The following is a 20,865-nucleotide window of genomic DNA, read 5'->3' as shown; positions in this document are numbered from 1 at the left end:
CCGGGCCACTAGAGTCGAGGCCGTGACCACCAACTCTGCTCCGATCAGATGGGGAATCCTCGGCACCGGCCGGATCGCCCACTCCCTAGCCACCGATCTGATGCTCGTCCCCGACGGCCAACTCGTGGCAGTCGGATCGCGGAGCAAGGAGTCCGCGGAGACGTTCGCGAAGGTGTACGCCGCCCACGGCCCGGTTCGCGCGCACGGCTCCTACGAGGAGCTGGCCGCCGATGAGGACGTCGACGTCGTCTACGTCGCCTCGCCCCACTCCCACCACCTCGAGCACGCCACCCTCGTGCTGGAGGCCGGCAAGCACGTGCTGTGCGAAAAGGCGCTGACGCTCAACAGCGCCGACTCGCAGACGATGGTCGACCTGGCCACCTCCAAGAAGCTGTTCCTCATGGAGGCCATGTGGATGGCGACCAACCCGATCGTCCGGCGCGTCGTCGCCGACGTGCGGTCTGGCCGCTTCGGGTTCCCCCGCCACGTACACGCCGAGCTCGGCTTCGTCGCCGACCCCGACAAGCACCAGCGCCTGCTCGACCCCGCCCTCGGCGCGAGCGCGCTGCTCGACATGGGCATCTACCCGCTCACCTTCGCCCACCTGCTCTTCGGCGAGGCCCGAGCGCTGACCGCTCAGGCCAACATCGGCACCGGTCCTGACAGCGCCGCCGGCGGCACCTTCGACCTGGACCTGGTGATGACCGGGAAGTACGCCGGCAACGAGCTCTCCACCATGGTCGCCTCGGTCACCTCCCACTCCTCCCGCTCGGCGGCCATCGCCACCGACCAGGGCCGCATCGAGCTGACCGACTTCCACCACCCGTCCTCGGCGGTCTTCAAGCCCGCCAACGGAGACGAGCCCGTCGAGATCGTCGGCGACGAGCCCGTCATCGGCGCTGCGTACGGCAACGAGATCGTCGAGGTGCAGCGCTGCCTGCGCGAGGGGCTCCTGGAGTCCCCGCTGGTCCCGCACAGCCAGACACTCAGCCTGATGCGCCAGATGGACATGATCCGCGAGTCCGTCGGCGCCCGCTACGCCACCGAGTCCTGACGAGACGTCACCCCCGCAGGCCGAGACGTCACGCGCGTCGGTCGAGCTGGCACCTTGGTGACATCTCGACCGACGCAAGCGACGTCTCGGGCGACGTACCTGACGTCTCGGCTCTCAGGCGGTGTTCGGCTTCTCGTTGAAGGAGCCGTGCGGGTGGACGACGTCGAGGAGGTCGCGGATCACGTCGGGCCCGAGGCCTCCCCAGTGGTTCTTGTAGCCGTAGACGCCGGCGAGGGTGCGTGACTCGTAGTCGCCGTTCATGACCTCGATGTCGTGCGGCGTGATCAGGCCCGGGTGGGGGACACCGACGGCGGCGGAGACCTTGGTCAGCTCCCTGCGCAGGGTCCTGAGATAGCTGGCGCAGCGATCGCCCTTGTCCTGCGGGTCGAGGCCGCCGGAGAGCCACTTGTTCTGGGTCGCGACGCCGGTCGGACAGGTGTCGTCGTGGCACTTCTGCGCCTGGATGCAGCCGACCGACAGCATCGCCTCGCGGCCGACGTTGAGCATGTCGGCACCGAGCGCGAAGGCGACGGCAGCGTTCTCGGGCAGGCCGAGCTTGGCCGACCCGATGAAGGTGATCGAGTCGGTGAGACCGAGCTCGGCGAAGGTGCCGTAGACCCGCGAGAAGCCGATCCGATAGGGCATCGCGACGGCGTCGGCGAAGATCAGCGGCGCGGCGCCGGTGCCGCCCTCGCTGCCGTCGACGGTGATGAAGTCGACGCCCCGCTCTCCCGACAGCATCTGGCCGGCGAGCTCCTGCCAGAACTCCATCTCACCGACCGCCGACTTGATGCCGACCGGGAGCCCGGTCTCGGCGGCGATCATCTCGACGAAGTCGAGCATCGAGTCGACGTCGGAGAAGGCGGAGTGCCGAGACGGTGAGGCGCAGTCCTTGCCGACCTCGATCCCGCGGATCTCGGCGATCTCCGGGGTCACCTTGGCCGCCGGCAGCAACCCGCCGAGACCCGGCTTCGCACCCTGGGACAGCTTGATCTCGATCGCCTTGACCGGCGCCGCGGCGACCTTCTCCTTCAACCGCTCGATCGAGAAGGTGCCGTCCGGGTTCCGGCAACCGAAGTAGGCGGTGCCGATCTGCCACACCAGATCCGCGCCACCCGCGAGGTGGTAGGACGAGATGCCGCCCTCGCCGGTGTTGTGCATCGCCCCGGCGCGCTGTGCACCCAGGCTGAGAGCCTTGATCGCCGGACCCGACAGCGACCCGAACGACATCGCCGAGATGTTGACGACCGACTCCGGCCGGAACGCCTTCGCGCGCCCCAGCGGGCCCCCGAGCACCTTCGCCGAGGGCAGCTTCGCGGCCATGTCGTGGTCGTCGGGGAGGCTGTCGGCGAACGTACGGTGCTTGATGTGGATGTGGCCCTGCACGTGCTCGATGTCGTTGTCGGTGCCGAAGCCGAAGTAGTTGTTCTGACCCTTGGACGAGGCGTACACCCAGCGCCGCTGGTCACGGCTGAAGGGCCGCTCCTCGTCGTTGCTGGTCACGATGTACTGCCGCAGCTCCGGACCGATCTTCTCCATCAGGTAGCGCGCATGCCCGATCACCGGGAAGTTCCGCCGGATCGCGTGCTTGCGCTGAGTCAGGTCGCGCGCGGCGACCACACCGGCAGCAACCGCTGCTCCTCCGAGGAGAGTCGTCATCTTCATGTACGTCTTCCTACCGGGCGGTCACCCACTTGTAAAACGTCGCGACGCTGTCGCCGGCTGTGGCTCAGGTGAGCTCGGGGATGACCTGCGACTCGAAGAGCTCCAGCGAGGAGCGGTCGTAGGCGGCATCGGGGAAGTAGCCGATGGCGTACGTCATCCCGAGCTCCTCCACAGCCTTGAGCCGCTCGACGACCTGTTCGGGAGTGCCGGCGAGCCCGCCGGGGCCGCTGCTGTTCGCGATGATCTCGGCGGTCTTGTCCTCACCGAGGTGCGGCAGCAGCCGCGCCTTCCAGGCGGCGAGCTTGTCGGCGACCTCGGCCTCGTTCTCGCCCAGCACCACGTTGTAGTTGGAGGAACGGGTGATCTCGGAGAAGTCGCGCCCGAGGCTCTCGCAGTGTGCCGCGAGGATGTCCGACTTGGCCTTGAACGTCTCCGGGTCACCCATGAAGTTGGTGTAGTCGGCGTACTGCGCGGCGATCTTGAGGGTCACCTTCTCGCCGCCGCCGGCGATCCACAGCGGGATGCCGGAACGGCCCTGCTGAAGAGGCAGCGGCTGACAGATGGCGCCGTCGACCTGGTAGTACTTCCCGTCCAGCGACGAGACGCCCGTGGTCCAGGCCTGCTGGAAGATCTGGACGCCCTCGCGGAGCATCCCGAGCCGGTCGCGGGCCTCGGGGAAGCCGTAGCCGTAGGCGCGCCACTCGTGCTCGTACCACCCCGCGCCGATCCCCATCTCGATCCGGCCACCGCTGATGTGGTCGGTGGTCGCGGCGACCTTCGCCAGGTAGGCCGGGTTGCGGTAGGACATGCACGAGCACATCTGACCGAGCCGCACCCGCGACGTCACCGCGCCCAGACCGGCCATCAGCGACCAGGCCTCGTGGGTCGCCTGGTCGGAGGGCTCCGGTGTGGTGTGGAAGTGGTCGTAGACCCAGATGCTCTCCCAGGAGGAGCCGGAGTCTGCGTACGTCGCCAGGTCCTTCATCGTCGTCCACTGGTCCGCCGGGTCGATCCCGACGAGGTCGAAGCGCCATCCCTGCGGGACGAAGAAACCGAACTTCATGTCTACTCCTTGATGAGTCCACCTGAGTTGCCACGGACAACTTATCCGTCGGTGCCAGCCGATACCCTCACCATTTATGAGCGCACTCGCCGGACTCGTGGACAAGGGCCTGATGGCTGCCGACTGGGCCGAGGCGCTGGCGCCGGCCGAGCCGCAGATCGAGCAGATGGGCCGCTTCCTGCGCGACGAGCTGGCAGCGAGACGGCCCTACCTCCCCGACGGGGACCGGATCTTCAACGCCTTCCGGCGGCCGCTGCGAGACGTACGCGTCCTGATCGTCGGTCAGGACCCCTACCCGACCATCGGCCACCCGATCGGCCTCAGCTTCGCGGTCGAGAAGGACGTACGACCGCTGCCGGCGTCGCTACGCAACATCTACGCCGAGCTGGCCACCGACCTCGACCTGAAGATGCCCGAGCACGGCGACCTGTCGGCCTGGGCCGACCGCGGGGTGATGCTGCTCAACACCTCGCTGACCGTGCGCCCCGGCGCTCCCGCCTCGCACTCCAAGAAAGGCTGGGAGGAGGTCACCGGGCGGGCGATCGACGTGCTCGGCAACCGCGGCGGGCCGCTGGTCGCGATCCTGTGGGGCAGGCACGCCCAGAACCTCGAGCCGCGCCTCGACAAGGTGCCGGCGATCAAGTCCGTCCACCCCTCGCCTCTCTCCGCGCGCCGGGGGTTCTTCGGGTCCCGGCCGTTCTCGCGCGCCAACGCGTTGCTGGTCGAGCAGGGCAGTTCGCCGATCGACTGGTCCCTGCCTGACTAGGATCGGACCATCGGCGGTGAACGGGGGGCACGTGGACGAGAAAGCGACCGGACCGACGCTGTCGGTGCCACGCCGGCTCAAGATCACCGGCACCATCTTCATCGTCCTGCTGGCGGTCTGGGCCGCCGCGCTCGGCGCCCGGACCCTGCTGGACCGGGCCGCTCCTCCGGAGTTCCCCGCGGCCGACGTACGCGACTGGGCGACTTTCGCCGACCACGTCGTCCTGGGCACCGCCGGCCCTGCAGACACGGACCGGCTCGACGTCACGACCGTCCTGTGGAGCCGACAGGGGTCCCACCCGATCGGTCGCCAGATCGAGATCGATGCCGAGATGACCGAGGACGAGGCGTACGCCGTGCCGGTGGCCTGGTTCGAGGACGGCAGCAGCGACGGGCGCTGGGTCGCGCTGGCGGCCGATGCCGTGATCCCCATCGACGGCGGACGGCTGGATCCCGATGCCCTGGCCGGGGGTGGCAACACCTGGGCAGCCGACCACGCCGGGGAGTCACCTCGGGCCCTCGCCACCGAGCTCTACGAGACCGGGCCTCACCCGGCCGCCGTCCCCTATCTCTACGAGAGTCTCGAGCAACGGCTCGCCGCTGTGGAGCGGTAGGTAGAATTCAGGCGTGAGCCAGGATTCCCCCACACGGCCCCAGCGCGCCAACTGGCTTCGGGCCGGCATTTGGTCGCTCGGCTTCGTCGCCCTGCTCTGGGTGCTCGAGGCCACCGACTACGTCAGCGGACACCAGCTCGACACGCTCGGCATCGTGCCGCGCACCGACGCCGGCCTGCTCGGCATCGTCTTCGCCCCGGTGCTCCACTTCGGCTGGGCCCACCTCTACGGCAACACCGTGCCCGCGCTCGTCCTCGGCTTCCTGGTCCTCGCCTCCGGCGTCGGTCGAGGGATCGTGGCGACGCTGATCATCTGGGTCGTCGGCGGCGTCGGCGTCTGGGTGATGTCGCCTCCGGGCAGCATCACCGCCGGGACCTCGATGCTGATCTTCGGCTGGCTGGTCTACCTGATCATGCGCGGCCTGTTCAGCCACCGCGTCAGCCAGATCGTCATCGGCGTGCTCATCTTCCTCGCCTACGGCAGCCTGCTGCTCGGGGTCCTCCCCGGACAGACCGGTGTCTCCTGGCAGGGCCACCTCTTCGGCGCCATCGGCGGCGCTGTGGCCGCCTGGCTGCTCCACGACCCGTCCCAGAAGCAGACCCAGAAGCAGGCCCAGAAGAAGACCGCCTGAGCGAGCTGATGGAGACTGGTTCCATGCAGATCCTCTCCATCCAGTCGCACGTGGCCTTCGGCTACGTCGGCAACTCGGCGGCCGTCTTCCCGATCCAGCGCCTCGGGCACGAGGTCTGGCCGGTGCTCACCGTCAACTTCTCCAACCACACCGGCTACGGCGCGTGGCGCGGACCGGTCGTGGACGCCGATCAGGTCGCCGGGGTCATCGAGGGGATCTCCGAGCGCGACGCTCTCTCCACCGTCTCCGCGGTGCTGTCCGGCTACCAGGGCGACCCGGCCGTCGGCGCGGTGATCCTGGACTCCGTACGCCGCGTGAAGGCGCTCAACCCGCGAGCCCTCTACTGCTGCGACCCGGTGATGGGCGACGTCGGGCGCGGGATGTTCGTCCGGGAGGGCATCCCGGAGTTCATGCGCGACGAGGTCGTCCCGGCGGCCGACGTGATCACGCCCAACCACTTCGAGCTCAACTTCCTCGCCGGCGTGGAGTCCACGAACACCGTCGAGGAGGTGCTCGCCGCCGTCGACGTCGTCCGCGCGTCGGGCCCCTCCAACGTGCTCGTGACCTCGGTGATCACCCAGGACGACCCCACCCACCTCGACCTGATCGCGGTCTCCGAGGAGGGCGCTTGGTCGGTCACCACTCCCCTGCTCCCGATCTCCCCCAACGGTGGCGGCGACGTCACCGCGGCGGTCTACCTCTCCCACCTGCTCTCGACTGGCTCGACCCCCACCGCACTGGGCCGCACTGCCAACACCCTCTTCGCCATCCTCGACCGCACCCTCAGGTCCGGCCGCCGCGAGCTCGAGCTCATCGCCTCGCAGGACGACATCGCCGACCCGCCGACGACGTACGAGGTCACTCAGCTCCGCTGAGTCAGGGACTGGAGCCGGTGACAGGAGTCGAACCCGCGACATCCTCATTACAAGTGAGGCGCTCTACCAACTGAGCTACACCGGCATGCCGTGCGTCTCCGCGACGGCGGGACAATCGTAGCCAGTCACAGCCCCGAGTGCGTATCCGGCGTGTCGTCAGACCCTCGGCTCACGCAGAAGGAACCCCTCGGGAACACTCGCGTGGCGGGCGTCTGAGAGTGTTTCCCTTCATCCGAGCGACTTGTAGATGAAGGGAAGACGGATGACGGACATCTTGGGCGCCATCAACGGTGTCATATGGAGCAACTGGCTCGTGTATCTGTGTCTCGCCGCGGGGGTGTACTTCTCCGTGCGGTCACGGCTACTCCAGGTGAGGCACTTCCCGGAGATGATCCGGCTCCTCGCGCGCGGGAAGAAGTCGCCCTCTGGGGTCTCCTCGTTCCAGGCGCTCGCGATGTCGTTGGCCGGACGCGTGGGGACGGGCAACATCGCCGGTGTCGCCACCGCGATCGCGTTCGGTGGCCCCGGCGCGATGTTCTGGATGTGGGCAGTCGCGTTCCTCGGCGCCTCGACCTCGTTCGTGGAGAGCACGCTGGGCCAGATCTACAAGACCCGCGACCCACTGACCGGTGAGTACCGCGGCGGCCCGGCCTACTACTTCAGCCGCGCCTTCGCGCACACCCGCGCCCACCGCTACTTCACCGTCTACGGGTTCATCTTCGCGGCCGTGACCGTGCTCGCGTGCGGCGTACTCCTTCCCGGCGTCCAGGCGAACTCGATGACCGCCGCGATGGGCAACGCCTGGGACGTGCCGTCGTGGGCCGTTGCGGTCGGAACGGTCATCGTCCTCGCGTTCGTCGTGATCGGCGGCGTCAAGCGGATCGCGTCGTTCGCGACGCTCGTGGTGCCGTTCATGGCGGTGACGTACGTCCTCGTCGCCATGATCGTCGTGTTCGTCAATGCCGAGAAGATCCCGGCGGTCCTCAACGACGTCTTCTCGAGCGCCTTCGGCCTCCACTCCACGTTCGGTGCGGTGCTCGGTCTGGCCGTGATGTGGGGCGTCAAGCGCGGCGTCTACTCCAACGAGGCGGGGCAGGGCACGGGGCCGCACGCGGCTGCCGCTGCCGAGGTCTCCCACCCGGCGAAGCAGGGCCTGGTCCAGGCGTTCGCCGTGTACGTCGACACCCTGTTCGTCTGCACAGCGACGGGTTTCCTGATCCTGTCCACCGGTGCCTACCGCGTCTTCGACAACGGCAGCGAGAGCGGTGACGTGCTCGCCGACGGTGGCATCCTCGCCGCCGGCGCGGAGGTCGGCCCGGCCTACACGCAGTCGGCTTTCGACACCGTGTTCCCCGGGATCGGCGCCTCCTTCATCGCGGTCTCGCTGGCGTTCTTCTGCTTCACGACGATGGTCGCCTACTACTACATGGCCGAGACGAACCTGCGCTTCATCGTCGGCCGCTTCGCAACCGTCCGGCTGGGCGGGCAGCGCGGTGTCACCATCGGGCGGGCGACCACGCTGGGCCTGCAGGCCGTCATCCTGGTCGCGTCCGCGTACGGCTGCGTGTCGACGGCCAGCGGCGCCTGGACGCTCGGTGACATCGGCGTCGGCCTGATGGCATGGCTCAACATCCTCGGGATCCTCGTCCTCCAGCAGCCCGCGTTCGCTGCTCTCCGCGACTTCGAGCGGCAGAAGAAGCAGGGTCTGGACCCGGTCTTCGACCCGCTGGCGCTCGGCATCACCGGGGCGACGTACTGGGAGACCTACGACCCGAAGGGCGAGCGGGTCGAGGCCTGACCTCACTCGCTCTCTGCGGGGCGTTCCAGCGGGACGTACTCGTGGGCGGTGAGGGCCCCGTTGGTCTCCAGCTCGACCGACTGGAGGCCGACGGGGAGCTCGTCGGCGTAGGTGATCAGGGTGACCTCGGCGGTGCGGCGGATCTTGCCCATCGCGAAGGCGTACGCAGCGCCGCCCGTGGTGCCGTTGGTGTAGGTCCAGCCGGTCTCACCGTTCTCGCCGGTCACCTCGGTCGGGCCATGGTGGACGTGGCGGTGGCCGCCGACGACGAGGGTCGCGCAGCCCCGGCTCAGGGTCTCGCGCCCCAGCGCCGGGTCGTGGACTAGGAGGGTCGCGACCGGTTCGCCCTCCTCCTTCGACGCACAGGCGATGTCGGCCAGCTTCGAGCCGGCCTCCTCGAGGCTGACGCCCTTCTCGTCGATCCAGTTGCCGAGGCCGCTGGTGCGAGGGTCGGGGGCACCGAGGAGCGTCGAGCCGCCGGGACCGTCGACGACCTCGCCCTCGAGCATGGTCCAGCCCTTGTCGGCCAGGTAGTCGCCGACCGTCGGGCCGTGATCGTGGTTGCCGGTGACCGCCCACTTGTCCAGGCCGTCGCTCGCGTCGGTCAGGGAGTCGAGGGAGAAGGTCTCCCAGTCGGACCCGGTCGAGGTGTCGTCGCCGCCGCCGAGGATGCCGGTCGCCCCGCCCCCGTCGGCGATCGCACGCACCACCGAGTCCATGCCGATGTTGTCGTGCCGGTCGGAGACCAGGGCCACCACCGTCTCGTCCTCGGCCGGCTCCCGCAACTCCAGGTCCGGGACCTTCTCGACGACCTTCTCGTAGAAGGTCCGGCTGGAGTTGTAGGTGTCGACGGCGCTGGCCACCAGCCGACGGGTCTGGTTGGCGTAGGCATCGCCACGGACCTCCACCCCGGCCAGCTCGTCGGGCACCGGGATCTCCGGACCGAGGAAGTCGGCCAGCAGGCTCCAGTCACCGGAGACCGGGCCGGCCTCCTTGTCTGACGCGGGCGCGATGGACTCGCCCCAGGGCTGCCAGACCGCGACCGCGAGCAGCGACACCGTCACCACGACGACGCCGGCAGCGGTGAGTCCGCGTCTCGTCCGGGTCGCTGCGGACATCCGTCCGCGCAGGTCAGCGCGGCGCGATGGACCGGGAAGCCACCAGATCAGCACCACGCCGCCGACGATCGTCAAGGAGATCGCGGCGCCACGGAGCAGCGCCGCCACGAGCATCGACTCGACCTTCTCCACCACGACGGCACGCTGGCCGTCGGGCGCAGAGCCGAGCACCGCGTAGCGCTCGAAGAGCTCGTCCATCGATCTCAGCTCGGTCTTCCCGAGGGTGACGTCGACACCGACCGGGCCGTCGACATCCAGACGTACGTCGGGGAGCACCGGTCCGGTGTGGATGATCGCCTTGCCCGACAGCGTCGGGCGCAGGACCGAGTCGTGACCGGCCAGGACCACCTGGCGCTCGCTGGACAGGAAGAGCCACGTGCTCACCAACGCGGCGAGCACGAGCCACAACGCGCCTAGCCCCGCCCAGACGGCGAGGCCACGGAGCAGAGTTCGGCGAGAGATCAGCGCCGCGCCTCCGCGACGGCGTACAGCACGACCGACGCAGCGACGCCGGCGTTGAGGGACTCGACTGAGTTGGCCATCGGGATCGACACTATCTGGTCGCAGGTCTCCTGGACCAGGCGCGAGAGCCCGCCGCCCTCGGCACCGACGACGATCACCAGCGGCCCGTCGGCGAGACCGTCGGGGGCGCCCAGCTCGGGCAGCGTGATGTCGCCCTCCATGTCGAGCCCGACGACCATGCAGCCGGCCTCCTGGTAGGCCTTGAGCTGACGGGTCAGGTTGACCGTCTGGGCGACCGGGATCCGGGACGCGGCGCCGGCACTCGTCTTCCAGGCGGCGGCGGTGATCCCGGCGGCACGCCGCTCCGGGATCACGACGCCGTGGGCGCCGAAGCCCGCGGCCGAACGCACGATGGCACCCAGGTTGCGCGGGTCGGTGATCTGGTCGAGCACCACGATCAGCGGCTTCTCCCCGATCTCGGCAGCGCGGTCGAGCAGGTCGTCGGCATGGGCGTACTCGTAGGCGGGGATCCGCGCGGCCAGCCCCTGGTGGCCGTTGAACCCGGTCATCCGGTCGAGCTCGATCTTGGTCACCTCGAGCAGCGAGATGCCCTTCTCGGAGGCGAGCAGGAACGCCTCGCGCAGCCGCCCGTCGCGCTCGGCGCCCTCGGCGACGTAGAGACCGTTGACCGGTACGTCCTCGCGCAGCGCCTCCACCACGGAGTTGCGCCCGATGATCCACTCCGCGTCGCCGGCGGCCCGCTTGCGCGGGCCCTTGTTGCGCTGCTCGGAGGCCTGAGCCGCCTTGTGGGCCTTGTGGTAGGGCCGGTCCTTCGCCTTCGGCGTCGGACCCTTGCCTTCCAGGCCCTTACGCCGGTTGCCGCCGGTGCCGGCCTGGGCACCCTTCTTACGGCCCTTCGCGATCGCGCCGCGACGTTGGGAGTTGCCTGCCATCAGTTAACGCTCCATTTCGGACCCTCAGGGGTGTCCTCGATCTCGATCCCGGCTTCCTTGAGCCGGTCTCGCATTGCATCAGCGCGGGCCCAGTCCTTGGCGGCGCGCGCCTGCGCGCGCTCGTCCAGGACCCCGCGGACCAGTACGTCCAGCGCACCGGTCAGCTTCTCGTCCTCGCCGCGCGCCGGCCCCCACGCGGGGTCGGCGGGGTCGAGGCCGAGGATGTCCAGCATCGCCCGGACGCTCGCGGCGACCCCGCGCAGCGCCGGGCTGTCGCCGTCCGCGAGCAGCTTGTTGCCCTCGCGGACGGTCTCGTGCAGGGCGGCGACGGCGGCGGGAGTGCCGAGGTCGTCGTCCATGGCATTGACGAAGTCGGCGCACGGGACGCCGTTGGCCCCGCCGGCCTCCGCCGAGTCGGCCCCGATGACGGACGCCGCCCGCTCCAGGAAGCCTTCGATCCGCTGGAACCCGGCGGCCGCCTCATGGAGGGCCTCGAAGGAGAACTCGACGTGGGAGCGGTAGTGGGCCGCGACCAGGTAGTAGCGCAGCTCGATGCCGCGTACCTGCTTCAGGACTTCCGGGATGACCAGCGAGTTGCCCAGCGACTTCGACATCTTCTCGCCGGAGGTGGTGATCCAGGCGTTGTGCAGCCAGAAGCTCGCGAACGGACGGCCGGCGGCGCGTGACTGCGCCTGCTCGTTCTCGTGGTGCGGGAAGCGCAGGTCCAGGCCGCCACCGTGGAAGTCGAAGGCGGGGCCGAGGTATTTCCCGGCCATCGCCGAGCACTCGATGTGCCAGCCGGGTCGGCCCAGACCCCAGGGCGAGGGCCAGGATGCGGTCTCCGGCTCGGAGACCTTGCGGCCCTTCCAGAGCGCGAAGTCACGCGGGTCGCGCTTGCCCCGCGGGTCGGCGTCGGCGGCGGCCTCCATGTCTTCGACCTTCTGTCCGGAGAGCTCGCCGTAGTTCGGCCAGGAGCGCACGTCGAAGTAGACGTCTGCCGAACCGTCTTCGGCGGCGTAGGCGTGCCCCTTCGCGATCAGCTCCTCGATCAGCGTGACGATCTCGGGGATGTGGCCGGTCGCCAGCGGCTCGTAGGTCGGCCGGGCGACGTTGAGCGAGGCGTAGGCGGCGTCGAGCTCGCGGTGCATCTCGTAGCCGAGGTTGTACCAGGGGCGGCCCTGGTCGGCCGACTTCGCCAGGATCTTGTCGTCGATGTCGGTGACGTTGCGGATGAACGTGGTCTCGTAGCCCGATGCCCGCAGCCAGCGCTGCAGCACGTCGAAGTTGACCCCGCTCCGCACATGTCCGACATGCGGCTCGCTCTGGACCGTCAGGCCACAGACATAGAGCGACGCCTTGCCGGGCTGCAAGGGCGTGAAGTCACGCACTTCACGGGTCGCCGAGTCATAGAGCCTGAGTGCCATGCTCCAAGTCTAGGGAAGTACGGGTGTTCCCTAGCCATCGCGACGCACGGTGAGCGAGCGCCAGCGAGCGAACGGTGGAGATTTCATCGGGCCATGTCGGTACCCTCGCGCTTGCGCTACCGGCGTGGCACGATGAGCGAGGTTGCTATCGCCGCGACGCCCTCGCCGCGTCCGGTGAGCCCGAGCCCGTCGGTGGTCGTCGCCGTCACGGTGACTGACGCGCCGGCCGCCGTGGAGAGCGCTTGGTTGGCCTCGTCCCGCCGGGGACCGATCTTGGGCCGGTTGCCGATCACCTGGACCGCGACGTTGCCGATCTCGAAGCCGGCCTCGCGGACCCGCCGCGCGGCCTCCGCCAGCAGGACGACCCCGGCTGCCCCGGCCCACTCGGGCTCGGAGGTGCCGAAGTTCGACCCCAGGTCGCCGAGCCCGGCCGCGGAGAAGAGCGCGTCACAGCAGGCGTGGGCGGCGACGTCGCCGTCGGAGTGTCCGGCCAGCCCCTGCAGCTCGTCGGGAAAGGCCAGGCCGGCCACGTGCATCGGGACACCGTCGGCAAGGCTGTGTACGTCGGTCCCGATGCCGACCAGAGGAAGCTGCACGTTCCGCAGTCTCCCAGATCCCCGGCCGATCGGACGCAGTCAGGTCGTCTTCCGGTGCCCGACCTGGACGAGGCCGTCGAGGACCCGGACCTCGTAGGCGGGGATGGTCACGTGCGGGTCGTCCAGGCACTGTCCCGTACGCAGGTCGAACCCGTGCCGGTGGACGGGCGAGGCCACGAACGGCACCCCGTCACGGACCCCGACGATGCCCCTGGCGATCACCGACGCCTTGGCGAACGGATCGTGGTTGCCCAGCGCGTAGACGACGTCGTCGGGCATCCGGAAGATGGCGACGGCCTGGCCGTGGACCAGCGCCGTGGCGCCGCGCTTCACCTCGAGCTCGTCGACCTGGCAGACGTGCTGCCAGTCGCCCTCCTCATGCCGCGGTATCCGCTCCCTCATGCCGTCGCAGGCCCGAGCCGCTTCGTCGACATACGTCGGTCCTCCCTTCGGTGGAACCGACCGTAGGGCGCGTGGTGGTCGCCTCCTGTTTCGGTTTGTAACGGGTGCGTAAACACCAGCGCCCAGGCCATCGGTCCAGCTTGTCGGCCGAGCGGATAATCTCCTGGGGTGCCCGCCGCTCTCGTACTCCTGGCCGCCGGCTCCGGCACCCGCGTCGGAGCCGCCACCAACAAGGTGCTGCTCCCGCTCGACGGGTCCGACGATCCGGCCTCCTCGGCCCTCGGCCTCTCGCTCCGGACGGCTCTCGAGGTGCCCGACGTGCACCGCGTCGTCCTGGTCGTACGCAGCGGCGACGAGGAGGCGGTCGCGGCCGTCGCTCAGCCTCTGCTCGGTGAGCGCGAGGTCGCGATGGTCGCCGGCGGCGAGACCCGCCACGCCTCCGAGCAGGTCGCGCTCGGGGTGCTCCGGGCCGACATCGAGGCCGGCGCGATCGACGTGGTGGCGATCCACGACACCGCCCGGCCGCTGGCCACCCCCGAGCTCTACACAACGGTCATCGGCGTCGCCCGCGAGCACGGCGGCGCCATCCCCGCCGCCCCGCTCACCCACCTCTCGACGCGTGACCTCCGGCCTGTGCGCGGTGCTCTCGTCGGCGTACAGACGCCGCAGGCCTTCCGGGCGGCCGATCTCCTGGCCGCCTATGCGCAGGCGTCGGCCGACGGCTTCGACGGAACCGACACCGGCGCCACCCTGGAGCGCTACTCCCCCGGCGTACGCATCGTCGCGGTCCCCAGCACTCAGCTGAACCTCAAGGTGACGTTCGCCGACGATCTCCGCGCGGCCAGGGCACTGCTCAGCTGACCACGAGCCCCTCGAGCAGGCGGATGTCCTCCTCCGAGGCCACTCGGCGACCGATCGGCGGCGCCTCGATCGAGACGACCGGGAACCGACTGGCCAGCTCAGCCGTGATCTCGGCGAAGTCGCCGGTCGGCCAGTCGTCCAGCGCGGCGACGACGGCCGGCGGCAGCACGATCGGCGAGGTGACCGAGACCATCGCGTCGCGGTCGACGGTCTCGCCGAGCACCGGCATCCCCTCCTCGACAGCGAGCTTCTTCACCGTGTCGGTGACCGGGCGTACGCCGATCACGACCGCCTCACGCTCGAGCGCGGTCGAGACGCAGTGGACGATGAAGGCCGGCGGGGTCATCGGGCACAGCGAGTCGTGGAGCACCAACGGCTCCTCGGCGGCCACGATCCCTTCCCAGGATGCGGTGAAGTCGACGGGGGTCACTCCGGACTCCCCGAGGGACCAGGTCGCCGCGGCGACCAGCGCCTCGCCCTGGATCAGCGCGAACGGCAGCGATCCGCGGCCGTCCTCGGCGACCGTCCCGAGCGCGGACGGGAGCTCGGCTGTCTCATCGATCTCGTCGTAGTCGGCGTAAGGATCCTCCATGTCAGCCACGCTAGCGGCTGGCCGGGCAACCCGGCGACGAGCCCACTAAAACGCGAAACAGGCCCCGGGATGACCCGGAGCCTGTCGCGCAGACCGAGACCAGCGTCAGCTGGCCAGCACCTCGTCGAGGAGGACTTCAGCCTTGTCTTCGTTGGTGTGCTCGCACAGCGCGAGCTCCGATACGAGGATCTGGCGTGCCTTGGCGAGCATGCGCTTCTCCCCGGCGGAGAGGCCACGGTCACGCTCACGACGCCACAGGTCACGCACGACCTCGGCGACCTTCATGACATCGCCGCTGTGCAGCTTCTCCAGATTTGCCTTGTAACGGCGCGACCAGTTGGTCGGCTCTTCGACGTGCTCCGCACGAAGCACCTCGAAGACCCGATCAAGCCCGTCCTTGTCTACGACGTCCCGAACTCCGACGAGCTCGAGGTTGTTGGCCGGAACACGCACTACGAGGTCCTGCTGAGCGATGATGCGGAGGACCAGATACTGCCGCTCCTCGCCCTTGATGGTGCGCATCTCGATGTCTTCGATGACGGCCGCGCCATGGTTCGGGTATACGACGGTCTCGCCGACGGTGAAAGTCATATTTTTAGGTACCCCTTCCTAGGGAACCAAGTCTACCACGGATCTTAGAATTCGGATTCCGTGTTTATGCAGGTCAGGGCATTATTGAGGGGTTGACAGATCGACAAGTTGTGTGGTTCCGCGCGCGCAGGTCGGTCAAGCGTGGCAGCATGGCTGATTTCGAAACCCGGCCGAAATCTCGTCGTAGCCAGCCTGTTGTCCTGCGCGGCTTGGCGCAGTGCCCGATACTGCCGCCATGGCGAATGCATCGCAGAGCGCCCCCAAGACCATCTTCACCGTGTCGCCGCACGCCCAGGATCAGGACCAGCAACGGACGCAGGCCAGCGCGTCCGCCGTTCCCGATGCCTCGGCGGGCAGAGAAGGCGTCATGGCCAAGGTCGGCAACTGGGCCCCGCTCCTCCTCATCCGTTCCGCCCACCCGCGCCAGGCGGTGCTGACCGCCATCGGCCTCTCAGGGGCAGCCGTCATCGCCGGGCTGGCGACTCGCGAGGTCGCGCTGATCGCGGTCACCGTCCTCGTCGGCCAGGCCGTCCTCGGCTGGCACAACGACCTCGTCGACCAAGGCGTCGACCGTCGTCACGAGCGTGAGGGCAAACCGATCTCCGACGGCCGCCTCGAGCCTGGCGGCGTCTGGTTCGCGTTGTGCTGCGGCGTACTGCTCGTGATTCCGCTCTCGGTCACCTCGGGCACCGTCGCGGGGCTGTTCTACCTGGGTTCGCTGGTGTTCGGGATGCTCGCCAACGTACTGCTGCGCAGGGGCCTGCTGTCCTGGGTCCCGTGGGCCGCCGCCTTCGCCTGCTACCCCGGATACCTGTCGTACGCGGGCTGGGCCGGCGAGGCCGCGGGCGGGCCGCCGCACTGGGCGATGGTCGCGCTCGCCGCGGCGCTGGGTCTCGGCGTACATTTCCTGACCGCCCTGTGGGGCCTGGTCGCCGACAACGCGGACGGGTGGACGTACCTGCCCCTCAAGGCCGGCCTGAAGCTGGGAGCCGGGAAGCTCCTCCTCGTCACGCTGGTCTACCTCGCCGTCGTGGTAGGCGCGATGCTGTACGTCGCGGGCGTCGTCGGACTGCGCGCATGAGCGGTGTCTGACCTGCGACCCTGACCCTTTTCTGAGATCGCCGGATCGGGCGGATAGAGTGTCGCGCGTGACGACCAAGGTTATGCAGAAGCGGCTCGCAGTGACGGGCGCCCTCGTGGCTCTCGCCCTTCCGGCGCTCACCGCCTGCAGCAGCTTCGACTACGCGACCGACCGGCCCAACGAGATCATCCACGGCGGCACGACGCTCGATGGCGCCGTCCGGATCAACGCAGCCCGCATCGTGACCGCGCAGGAGGGCTCCGGCGTCCTGATCGGCACCTTCTCGCTGGACCCGGCGATCAACCCGGCGGTCGCCGGCAAGCCGCTGCCGTCGGTCACCTCGATCGAGACGGCGCCCAAGGCCACCGAGACGGTCACGCCCGAGTCGTTCACGCCGATCGAGCTGCCCACCCGCGGCATCATCAACCTGGCTGACCCGACCATCGGCGGCATCCCGGTCACCGGCGACTTCAAGCCGGGCGACAGCATCCCGATGACCTTCACCTTCTCCGAGGGCGAGGAGAAGACCGTCGCGGTCCCGGTGGTCACCCAGTGCGGTCCGTACGCCGAGGTCGTCGCCGCCGCCGGCGAGACCGAGAAGCCCGCGAAGAAGGGCAAGAACGCGCAGGCTCAGGAGTCCGAGGGTGCTGCCGGCGAGGAAGCTTCCGGCGAGGCTGGCACCGAAGGATCCGAGGAGGTCTCGACCCTGCCGGCCGACACCTCGACCGAGGGCGAGCACGGCACCGAAGACGAGCACGCCGCCGAGGGTGAGCACGGCTCGATCTCCGAGGACCCCTACTCCTGTGAGTTCCCCCCGGCTGCCCTCGCCGGCGCCGAGGAAGCCCACTGATGACCTACAAGCTCGTCCTCCTGCGCCACGGCCAGAGCGAGTGGAACGCGCTCAACCTCTCCACCGGCTGGGTCGACGTCGACCTCACCGACAAGGGCCGGGATGAGGCCGTCAACGGCGGCAGGTTGCTCACCGAGGCCGGGATCCTTCCTGACCTGGTCCACACCAGCCTGCTGCGCCGCGCGATCACCACCGCCAACATCGCCCTCGACGTCGCCGACCGCCACTGGATCCCGGTGCGCCGCGACTGGCGCCTCAACGAGCGCCACTACGGCGCGCTCCAGGGCAAGAACAAGTCCGAGACGCTGAAGAAGTTCGGCGAGGAGCAGTTCCAGCTCTGGCGCCGCTCCTACGACATCCCGCCGCCGCCGATCGAGCCCGACTCCGAGTTCTCCCAGGCCGACGACCCGCGCTACGCCGACATCGAGGTACCCACCACCGAGTGCCTCAAGGACGTCGTCGCCCGAATGCTCCCCTACTGGGACTCCGCCATCGTGCCCGACCTGAAGACCGGCAACACGGTCCTGGTCACCGCCCACGGCAACAGCCTGCGCGCGCTGGTCAAGCACCTCGACAATGTCTCCGAGGCCGCGATCGCCGAGCTCAACATCCCCACGGGCCAGCCGCTGGTCTACGAGCTCGACGAGTCGCTGAAGCCGGTCGTCGCCGGCGGCACCTACCTCGACCCCGAGGCCGCGGCGGCCGCGGCCGAGGCCGTCGCCAACCAGGGCAAGCAGTAACAACAGCAATCCGCCGAGCCGGCTCGTCTTGACGATCCGGCTCGGCGGTATTTCCGGTCAGGTTGAGCCGACTCGGCGGGTCAGGAGTCGGCGGGGGTCTCGCCGGTCACCACGAAGACGACCCTGTTGGCCACCGTGACGGCGTGGTCGGCGATGCGCTCGTAGTAACGGCCCAGAAGGGCTACGTCGACGGCGGGCTCGACGCCGTGGGTCCAGTCCTGGCCCAGCAGCTCGGCGAAGGACTGGCGGCGCAGCCGGTCCATCTCGTCGTCGTCGGCGACCAGGTCCTGCGCCGCGGAGACGTCGCGGGTGCGCAGGATCTGGCAGGTGCGCTCGACCATCTGCTGGGCGATCTCGGCCATCTTGGCGATGGTCGGCTGAGCCAGCTCGGGGACGGCCTTGTTCGGCGTACGCAGCCTGGCGATCTTGGCGACGTGGACCGAGAGGTCACCCATCCGCTCGAGGTCGGAGATCATCCGCAGCGCAGCGACGACGACGCGGAGGTCGCCGGCCACCGGAGACTGCAGACCGAGCAGCTCGAGGGCGTTCTCCTCGATGCGCTCACGGGCGTCGTCGATCTCGACGTCCTTGTCGATCACCTGCTCGGCGAGGTCGTTGCGGGCCTCCAGAAGAGCGGTGGTCGCGTCGCGTACGGCCACTGACACCAGCTCACAGACACTGGTGAGGTCGTTGAAGATGGCATCGAGGTCGTCATGGAAAGCAGCGCGCATGTCCCGATCCTAGACACTCGACATGTACGGGTCTTCATCGCGAGTGAACCGATGGTGAACGTTCGGCGCGCAGGCGTCCAGTGGTGAAGAACGGGTGTTTGATGGGATTACCCTGATCGTGTGGACTCGACGACGCAGGCCTTTCTTGCTGCGCTCCTCGGCGCGGTCGTCGCCGGAGCGGCGGTGCTTGCGTGGGCGATGAGCGAACGCTCGCGCCGTCGGATACCCGAGGTCGAGCCCCCGAAGGTTCCCTCCGAGGTCGCCGCGGTCCTCTCGGTCCTGCGCAGCAGCGCGGTCGTCGTCGACGAGCACGACACGGTGCTCAAGGCCAGCGCCCCGGCGTACGCGCTCGGGCTGGTGCGCGGCACCTCGCTGGTCTCGCCCGAGCTGTCCGAGCTCGTCCACGCTGTTCGTCGTGACGGTCAGATCCGGGAGATCGAGCTGGTGATCTCACGCGCCAACGGGGCCTCGCGGCACGTCACCGCTCGCGTCGCTCCACTGGGCACCCGCCTTGCCCTCGCCCTGGTCGAGGACCGCACGCGCGAGCGCCGCGTGGAGGCCGTACGCCGCGACTTCGTCGCCAACGTCAGCCACGAGCTCAAGACGCCGGTCGGCGCGATCAGGGTGCTCGCCGATGCGGTCACCGAGGCCTCCGACGACCCCGAGGCCGTCCGCCGCTTCTCCAACCGGATGATCACCGAGTCCGAGCGGCTGACCGCGCTCGTCCAGCAGATCATCGAGCTCTCCCGCTTGCAGGGTGACGAGCCGCTGGAGGCGCCGGTCGCTGTCGACGTCGACAAGGTCATCGTGGCCGCCGTCGACAGCTCGATCGTCGACGCCAGTGCGAAGGGGATCAACGTGGTCAGCGCCGGCACCGCCGGGCTGCACGTCTTCGGCAACGACGAGCAGGTCTCGACCGCCGTCACCAACCTGGTCTCCAACGCGGTCGCATACTCCGACCCCGGATCGACGGTGACCGTCTCGACCCGCGCGACCGACGGCTCCGTCGAGATCTCCGTGGTCGACCAGGGCATCGGCATCCCGTCCACGGAGATCGACCGGATCTTCGAGCGCTTCTATCGCGTCGACCCCGCCCGCCACCGCTCCACCGGCGGCACCGGGCTCGGCCTGTCGATCGTCAAGCACGTCGCCGCCACGCATGGCGGCGAGGTCAAGGTCTGGTCGCAGGAGGGTCAAGGTTCCACCTTCACCCTCACCCTGCCCCAGCACCTACCAACTGCCGGGCAGTCCGGCACAAGCAAGGAGGAACGCCCGTGACCCGGGTACTCGTCGTCGAAGATGAAGCCAGCTACAGCGAGGCACTGTCCTACATGCTCCGCAAGGAGGGCTTCGAGGTCGCCGTCGCCGAGGACGGCACCGACGCTCTGAAGGAGTTCGACCGCAACGGGGCAGACATCGTGCTGCTCGACCTGATGCTTCCCGGCCTCTCGGGCACCGAGGTGTGCCGACAGATCCGGGCCACCTCTTCGGTCCCGGTCATCATGGTGACCGCCAAGGACGACGAGGTCGACAAGGTCGTCGGCCTCGAACTCGGCGCTGACGACTACGTCACCAAGCCTTACTCCCCGCGCGAGCTCGTCGCCCGGATCCGCGCCGTGCTCCGGCGAGGCACCGAGCCCGACGCCGCCCCGGCGACCCTCGAGGCCGGTCCGGTCCGGATGGACGTGGAGCGCCACGTCGTGACCGTGGACGGCAACGAGCAGCGCCTTCCGCTCAAGGAGTTCGAGCTCCTGGAGATGTTCCTGCGCAACCCCGGCCGGGTGCTGACCCGCGGCCAGCTCATCGACCGCGTCTGGGGCTCCGACTACGTCGGCGACACCAAGACCCTCGACGTCCACGTCAAGCGCCTGCGCGCCAAGCTCGAGCCGGACCCGTCCGAGCCGAAGTTCCTGGTGACGGTAAGAGGCCTAGGCTACAAGCTGGACCTGTAAGGCACAAGCGACGTGGGAGTCCTGAGGTCACGGGGTGACCTCAGGAC

General features: G+C 69.1%; 22 protein-coding genes and 1 tRNA gene. 12 read left to right on the top strand and 11 right to left on the bottom strand.

Annotation, left to right across the window (positions count from 1 at the left end; genetic code table 11):
• The first annotated feature begins 22 nt into the window (after nucleotides 1–22).
• The gene (locus tag H5T77_RS06290; RefSeq protein WP_292646505.1) at nucleotides 23–1,054 is read left to right on the top strand and encodes a Gfo/Idh/MocA family protein; all 1,032 of its coding nucleotides are present in this window, start codon (nucleotides 23–25) and stop codon (nucleotides 1,052–1,054) included.
• Between the two features lie 114 nt (nucleotides 1,055–1,168).
• Here the strand turns inward: H5T77_RS06290 and H5T77_RS06285 are convergent, their stop codons facing one another.
• A complete protein-coding gene (locus H5T77_RS06285) occupies nucleotides 1,169–2,719 on the bottom strand; it encodes an FMN-binding glutamate synthase family protein (RefSeq protein WP_292646503.1) in 1,551 nt (516 codons plus the stop codon).
• 64 nt (nucleotides 2,720–2,783) lie between these two features.
• Nucleotides 2,784–3,782, bottom strand: coding sequence for an LLM class F420-dependent oxidoreductase (locus H5T77_RS06280; protein ID WP_292646501.1), 999 nt, complete (start codon nucleotides 3,780–3,782; stop codon nucleotides 2,784–2,786).
• 76 nt (nucleotides 3,783–3,858) lie between these two features.
• Between H5T77_RS06280 and H5T77_RS06275 the strand changes: the two genes are divergently transcribed.
• From H5T77_RS06275 to pdxY, 4 genes are read left to right on the top strand one after another with little or no spacing between them, the layout of a single operon-like run.
• A complete protein-coding gene (locus H5T77_RS06275; protein WP_292646499.1) occupies nucleotides 3,859–4,548 on the top strand; it encodes a uracil-DNA glycosylase in 690 nt (229 codons plus the stop codon).
• A 31-nt stretch (nucleotides 4,549–4,579) separates the two neighbouring features.
• A complete protein-coding gene (locus H5T77_RS06270) occupies nucleotides 4,580–5,161 on the top strand; it encodes a hypothetical protein (protein ID WP_292646497.1) in 582 nt (193 codons plus the stop codon).
• A gap of 13 nt (nucleotides 5,162–5,174) precedes the next feature.
• Complete coding sequence (locus H5T77_RS06265) at nucleotides 5,175–5,792, top strand: rhomboid family intramembrane serine protease (RefSeq protein ID WP_292646495.1); 618 nt, start codon at nucleotides 5,175–5,177, stop codon at nucleotides 5,790–5,792.
• Nucleotides 5,793–5,815: 23 nt separating this feature from the next.
• Nucleotides 5,816–6,667 carry a pyridoxal kinase PdxY gene (gene pdxY / locus H5T77_RS06260; RefSeq protein ID WP_292646493.1) on the top strand — a complete coding sequence of 284 codons (852 nt, stop codon included), beginning with the start codon at nucleotides 5,816–5,818 and terminating at the stop codon, nucleotides 6,665–6,667.
• Between the two features lie 9 nt (nucleotides 6,668–6,676).
• Here pdxY and H5T77_RS06255 read toward each other — a convergent pair.
• Nucleotides 6,677–6,752: transfer RNA gene (locus tag H5T77_RS06255), tRNA-Thr, on the bottom strand.
• 177 nt (nucleotides 6,753–6,929) lie between these two features.
• Here H5T77_RS06255 and H5T77_RS06250 point away from each other — a divergent pair.
• On the top strand, nucleotides 6,930–8,465 hold the full coding sequence (locus H5T77_RS06250) for an alanine/glycine:cation symporter family protein (RefSeq protein WP_292646491.1): 1,536 nt from the start codon (nucleotides 6,930–6,932) through the stop codon (nucleotides 8,463–8,465).
• Between the two features lie 2 nt (nucleotides 8,466–8,467).
• On the opposite strand, the gene H5T77_RS06245 is transcribed toward H5T77_RS06250, so the two are convergent.
• The 5 genes from H5T77_RS06245 to nirD all read right to left on the bottom strand — a co-directional run bounded on the left by H5T77_RS06245 (nucleotide 8,468) and on the right by nirD (nucleotide 13,420).
• On the bottom strand, nucleotides 8,468–9,982 hold the full coding sequence (locus H5T77_RS06245; RefSeq protein ID WP_292646488.1) for a metallophosphoesterase: 1,515 nt from the start codon (nucleotides 9,980–9,982) through the stop codon (nucleotides 8,468–8,470).
• 62 nt (nucleotides 9,983–10,044) lie between these two features.
• Complete coding sequence (rlmB, locus tag H5T77_RS06240; RefSeq protein WP_292646485.1) at nucleotides 10,045–10,998, bottom strand: 23S rRNA (guanosine(2251)-2'-O)-methyltransferase RlmB; 954 nt, start codon at nucleotides 10,996–10,998, stop codon at nucleotides 10,045–10,047.
• Complete coding sequence (cysS, locus tag H5T77_RS06235) at nucleotides 10,998–12,422, bottom strand: cysteine--tRNA ligase (RefSeq protein ID WP_292646482.1); 1,425 nt, start codon at nucleotides 12,420–12,422, stop codon at nucleotides 10,998–11,000. The genes rlmB and cysS overlap by 1 nt, the downstream gene beginning before the upstream one ends.
• A gap of 116 nt (nucleotides 12,423–12,538) precedes the next feature.
• Complete coding sequence (gene ispF / locus H5T77_RS06230; RefSeq protein ID WP_292646479.1) at nucleotides 12,539–13,018, bottom strand: 2-C-methyl-D-erythritol 2,4-cyclodiphosphate synthase; 480 nt, start codon at nucleotides 13,016–13,018, stop codon at nucleotides 12,539–12,541.
• Between the two features lie 39 nt (nucleotides 13,019–13,057).
• Entirely contained in the window at nucleotides 13,058–13,420 is a 363-nt protein-coding gene (gene nirD / locus H5T77_RS06225) for a nitrite reductase small subunit NirD (protein ID WP_292646476.1), read from the bottom strand.
• Between the two features lie 168 nt (nucleotides 13,421–13,588).
• Here nirD and H5T77_RS06220 point away from each other — a divergent pair, with 168 nt between their 5' ends.
• On the top strand, nucleotides 13,589–14,281 hold the full coding sequence (locus H5T77_RS06220; RefSeq protein WP_292646473.1) for an IspD/TarI family cytidylyltransferase: 693 nt from the start codon (nucleotides 13,589–13,591) through the stop codon (nucleotides 14,279–14,281).
• On the opposite strand, the gene H5T77_RS06215 is transcribed toward H5T77_RS06220, so the two are convergent.
• The gene (locus tag H5T77_RS06215; RefSeq protein ID WP_292646470.1) at nucleotides 14,274–14,873 is read right to left on the bottom strand and encodes a glycosyltransferase family protein; all 600 of its coding nucleotides are present in this window, start codon (nucleotides 14,871–14,873) and stop codon (nucleotides 14,274–14,276) included. The genes H5T77_RS06220 and H5T77_RS06215 overlap by 8 nt on opposite strands.
• 105 nt (nucleotides 14,874–14,978) lie before the next feature.
• Nucleotides 14,979–15,464: a CarD family transcriptional regulator gene (locus H5T77_RS06210; protein WP_008360791.1), complete on the bottom strand. Its 486-nt coding sequence runs from the start codon at nucleotides 15,462–15,464 to the stop codon at nucleotides 14,979–14,981.
• Nucleotides 15,465–15,699: 235 nt separating this feature from the next.
• On the opposite strand from H5T77_RS06210, the gene H5T77_RS06205 reads away from it, so the two are divergent.
• From H5T77_RS06205 to H5T77_RS06195, 3 genes are all read left to right on the top strand, one after another.
• Entirely contained in the window at nucleotides 15,700–16,545 is an 846-nt protein-coding gene (locus H5T77_RS06205) for a UbiA family prenyltransferase (protein ID WP_292646453.1), read from the top strand.
• Nucleotides 16,546–16,612: 67 nt separating this feature from the next.
• Nucleotides 16,613–17,395, top strand: a complete 783-nt coding sequence (locus tag H5T77_RS06200; protein WP_292646451.1) for a hypothetical protein — start codon at nucleotides 16,613–16,615, stop codon at nucleotides 17,393–17,395.
• A complete protein-coding gene (locus H5T77_RS06195) occupies nucleotides 17,395–18,135 on the top strand; it encodes a phosphoglyceromutase (protein ID WP_292646449.1) in 741 nt (246 codons plus the stop codon). Before H5T77_RS06200 ends, H5T77_RS06195 begins: the two co-directional genes overlap by 1 nt.
• A gap of 80 nt (nucleotides 18,136–18,215) precedes the next feature.
• Here H5T77_RS06195 and phoU read toward each other — a convergent pair whose 3' ends face one another.
• A complete protein-coding gene (gene phoU / locus H5T77_RS06190) occupies nucleotides 18,216–18,866 on the bottom strand; it encodes a phosphate signaling complex protein PhoU (RefSeq protein ID WP_292646447.1) in 651 nt (216 codons plus the stop codon).
• 120 nt (nucleotides 18,867–18,986) lie between these two features.
• On the opposite strand from phoU, the gene H5T77_RS06185 reads away from it, so the two are divergent.
• Nucleotides 18,987–20,144 (top strand): sensor histidine kinase, encoded by a 1,158-nt coding sequence (locus tag H5T77_RS06185; protein WP_292646445.1) that lies wholly within the window; start codon nucleotides 18,987–18,989, stop codon nucleotides 20,142–20,144.
• Nucleotides 20,141–20,818 (top strand): response regulator transcription factor, encoded by a 678-nt coding sequence (locus H5T77_RS06180; RefSeq protein WP_008360778.1) that lies wholly within the window; start codon nucleotides 20,141–20,143, stop codon nucleotides 20,816–20,818. Before H5T77_RS06185 ends, H5T77_RS06180 begins: the two co-directional genes overlap by 4 nt.
• Nucleotides 20,819–20,865 lie beyond the last annotated feature (47 nt).

The organism is Nocardioides sp., from assembly GCF_014360585.1.
Taxonomy (GTDB): domain Bacteria; phylum Actinomycetota; class Actinomycetes; order Propionibacteriales; family Nocardioidaceae; genus Nocardioides.
Note: the sequence above shows the minus strand (reverse complement) of the source record. Positions and strands in the feature narration are given on the sequence as shown.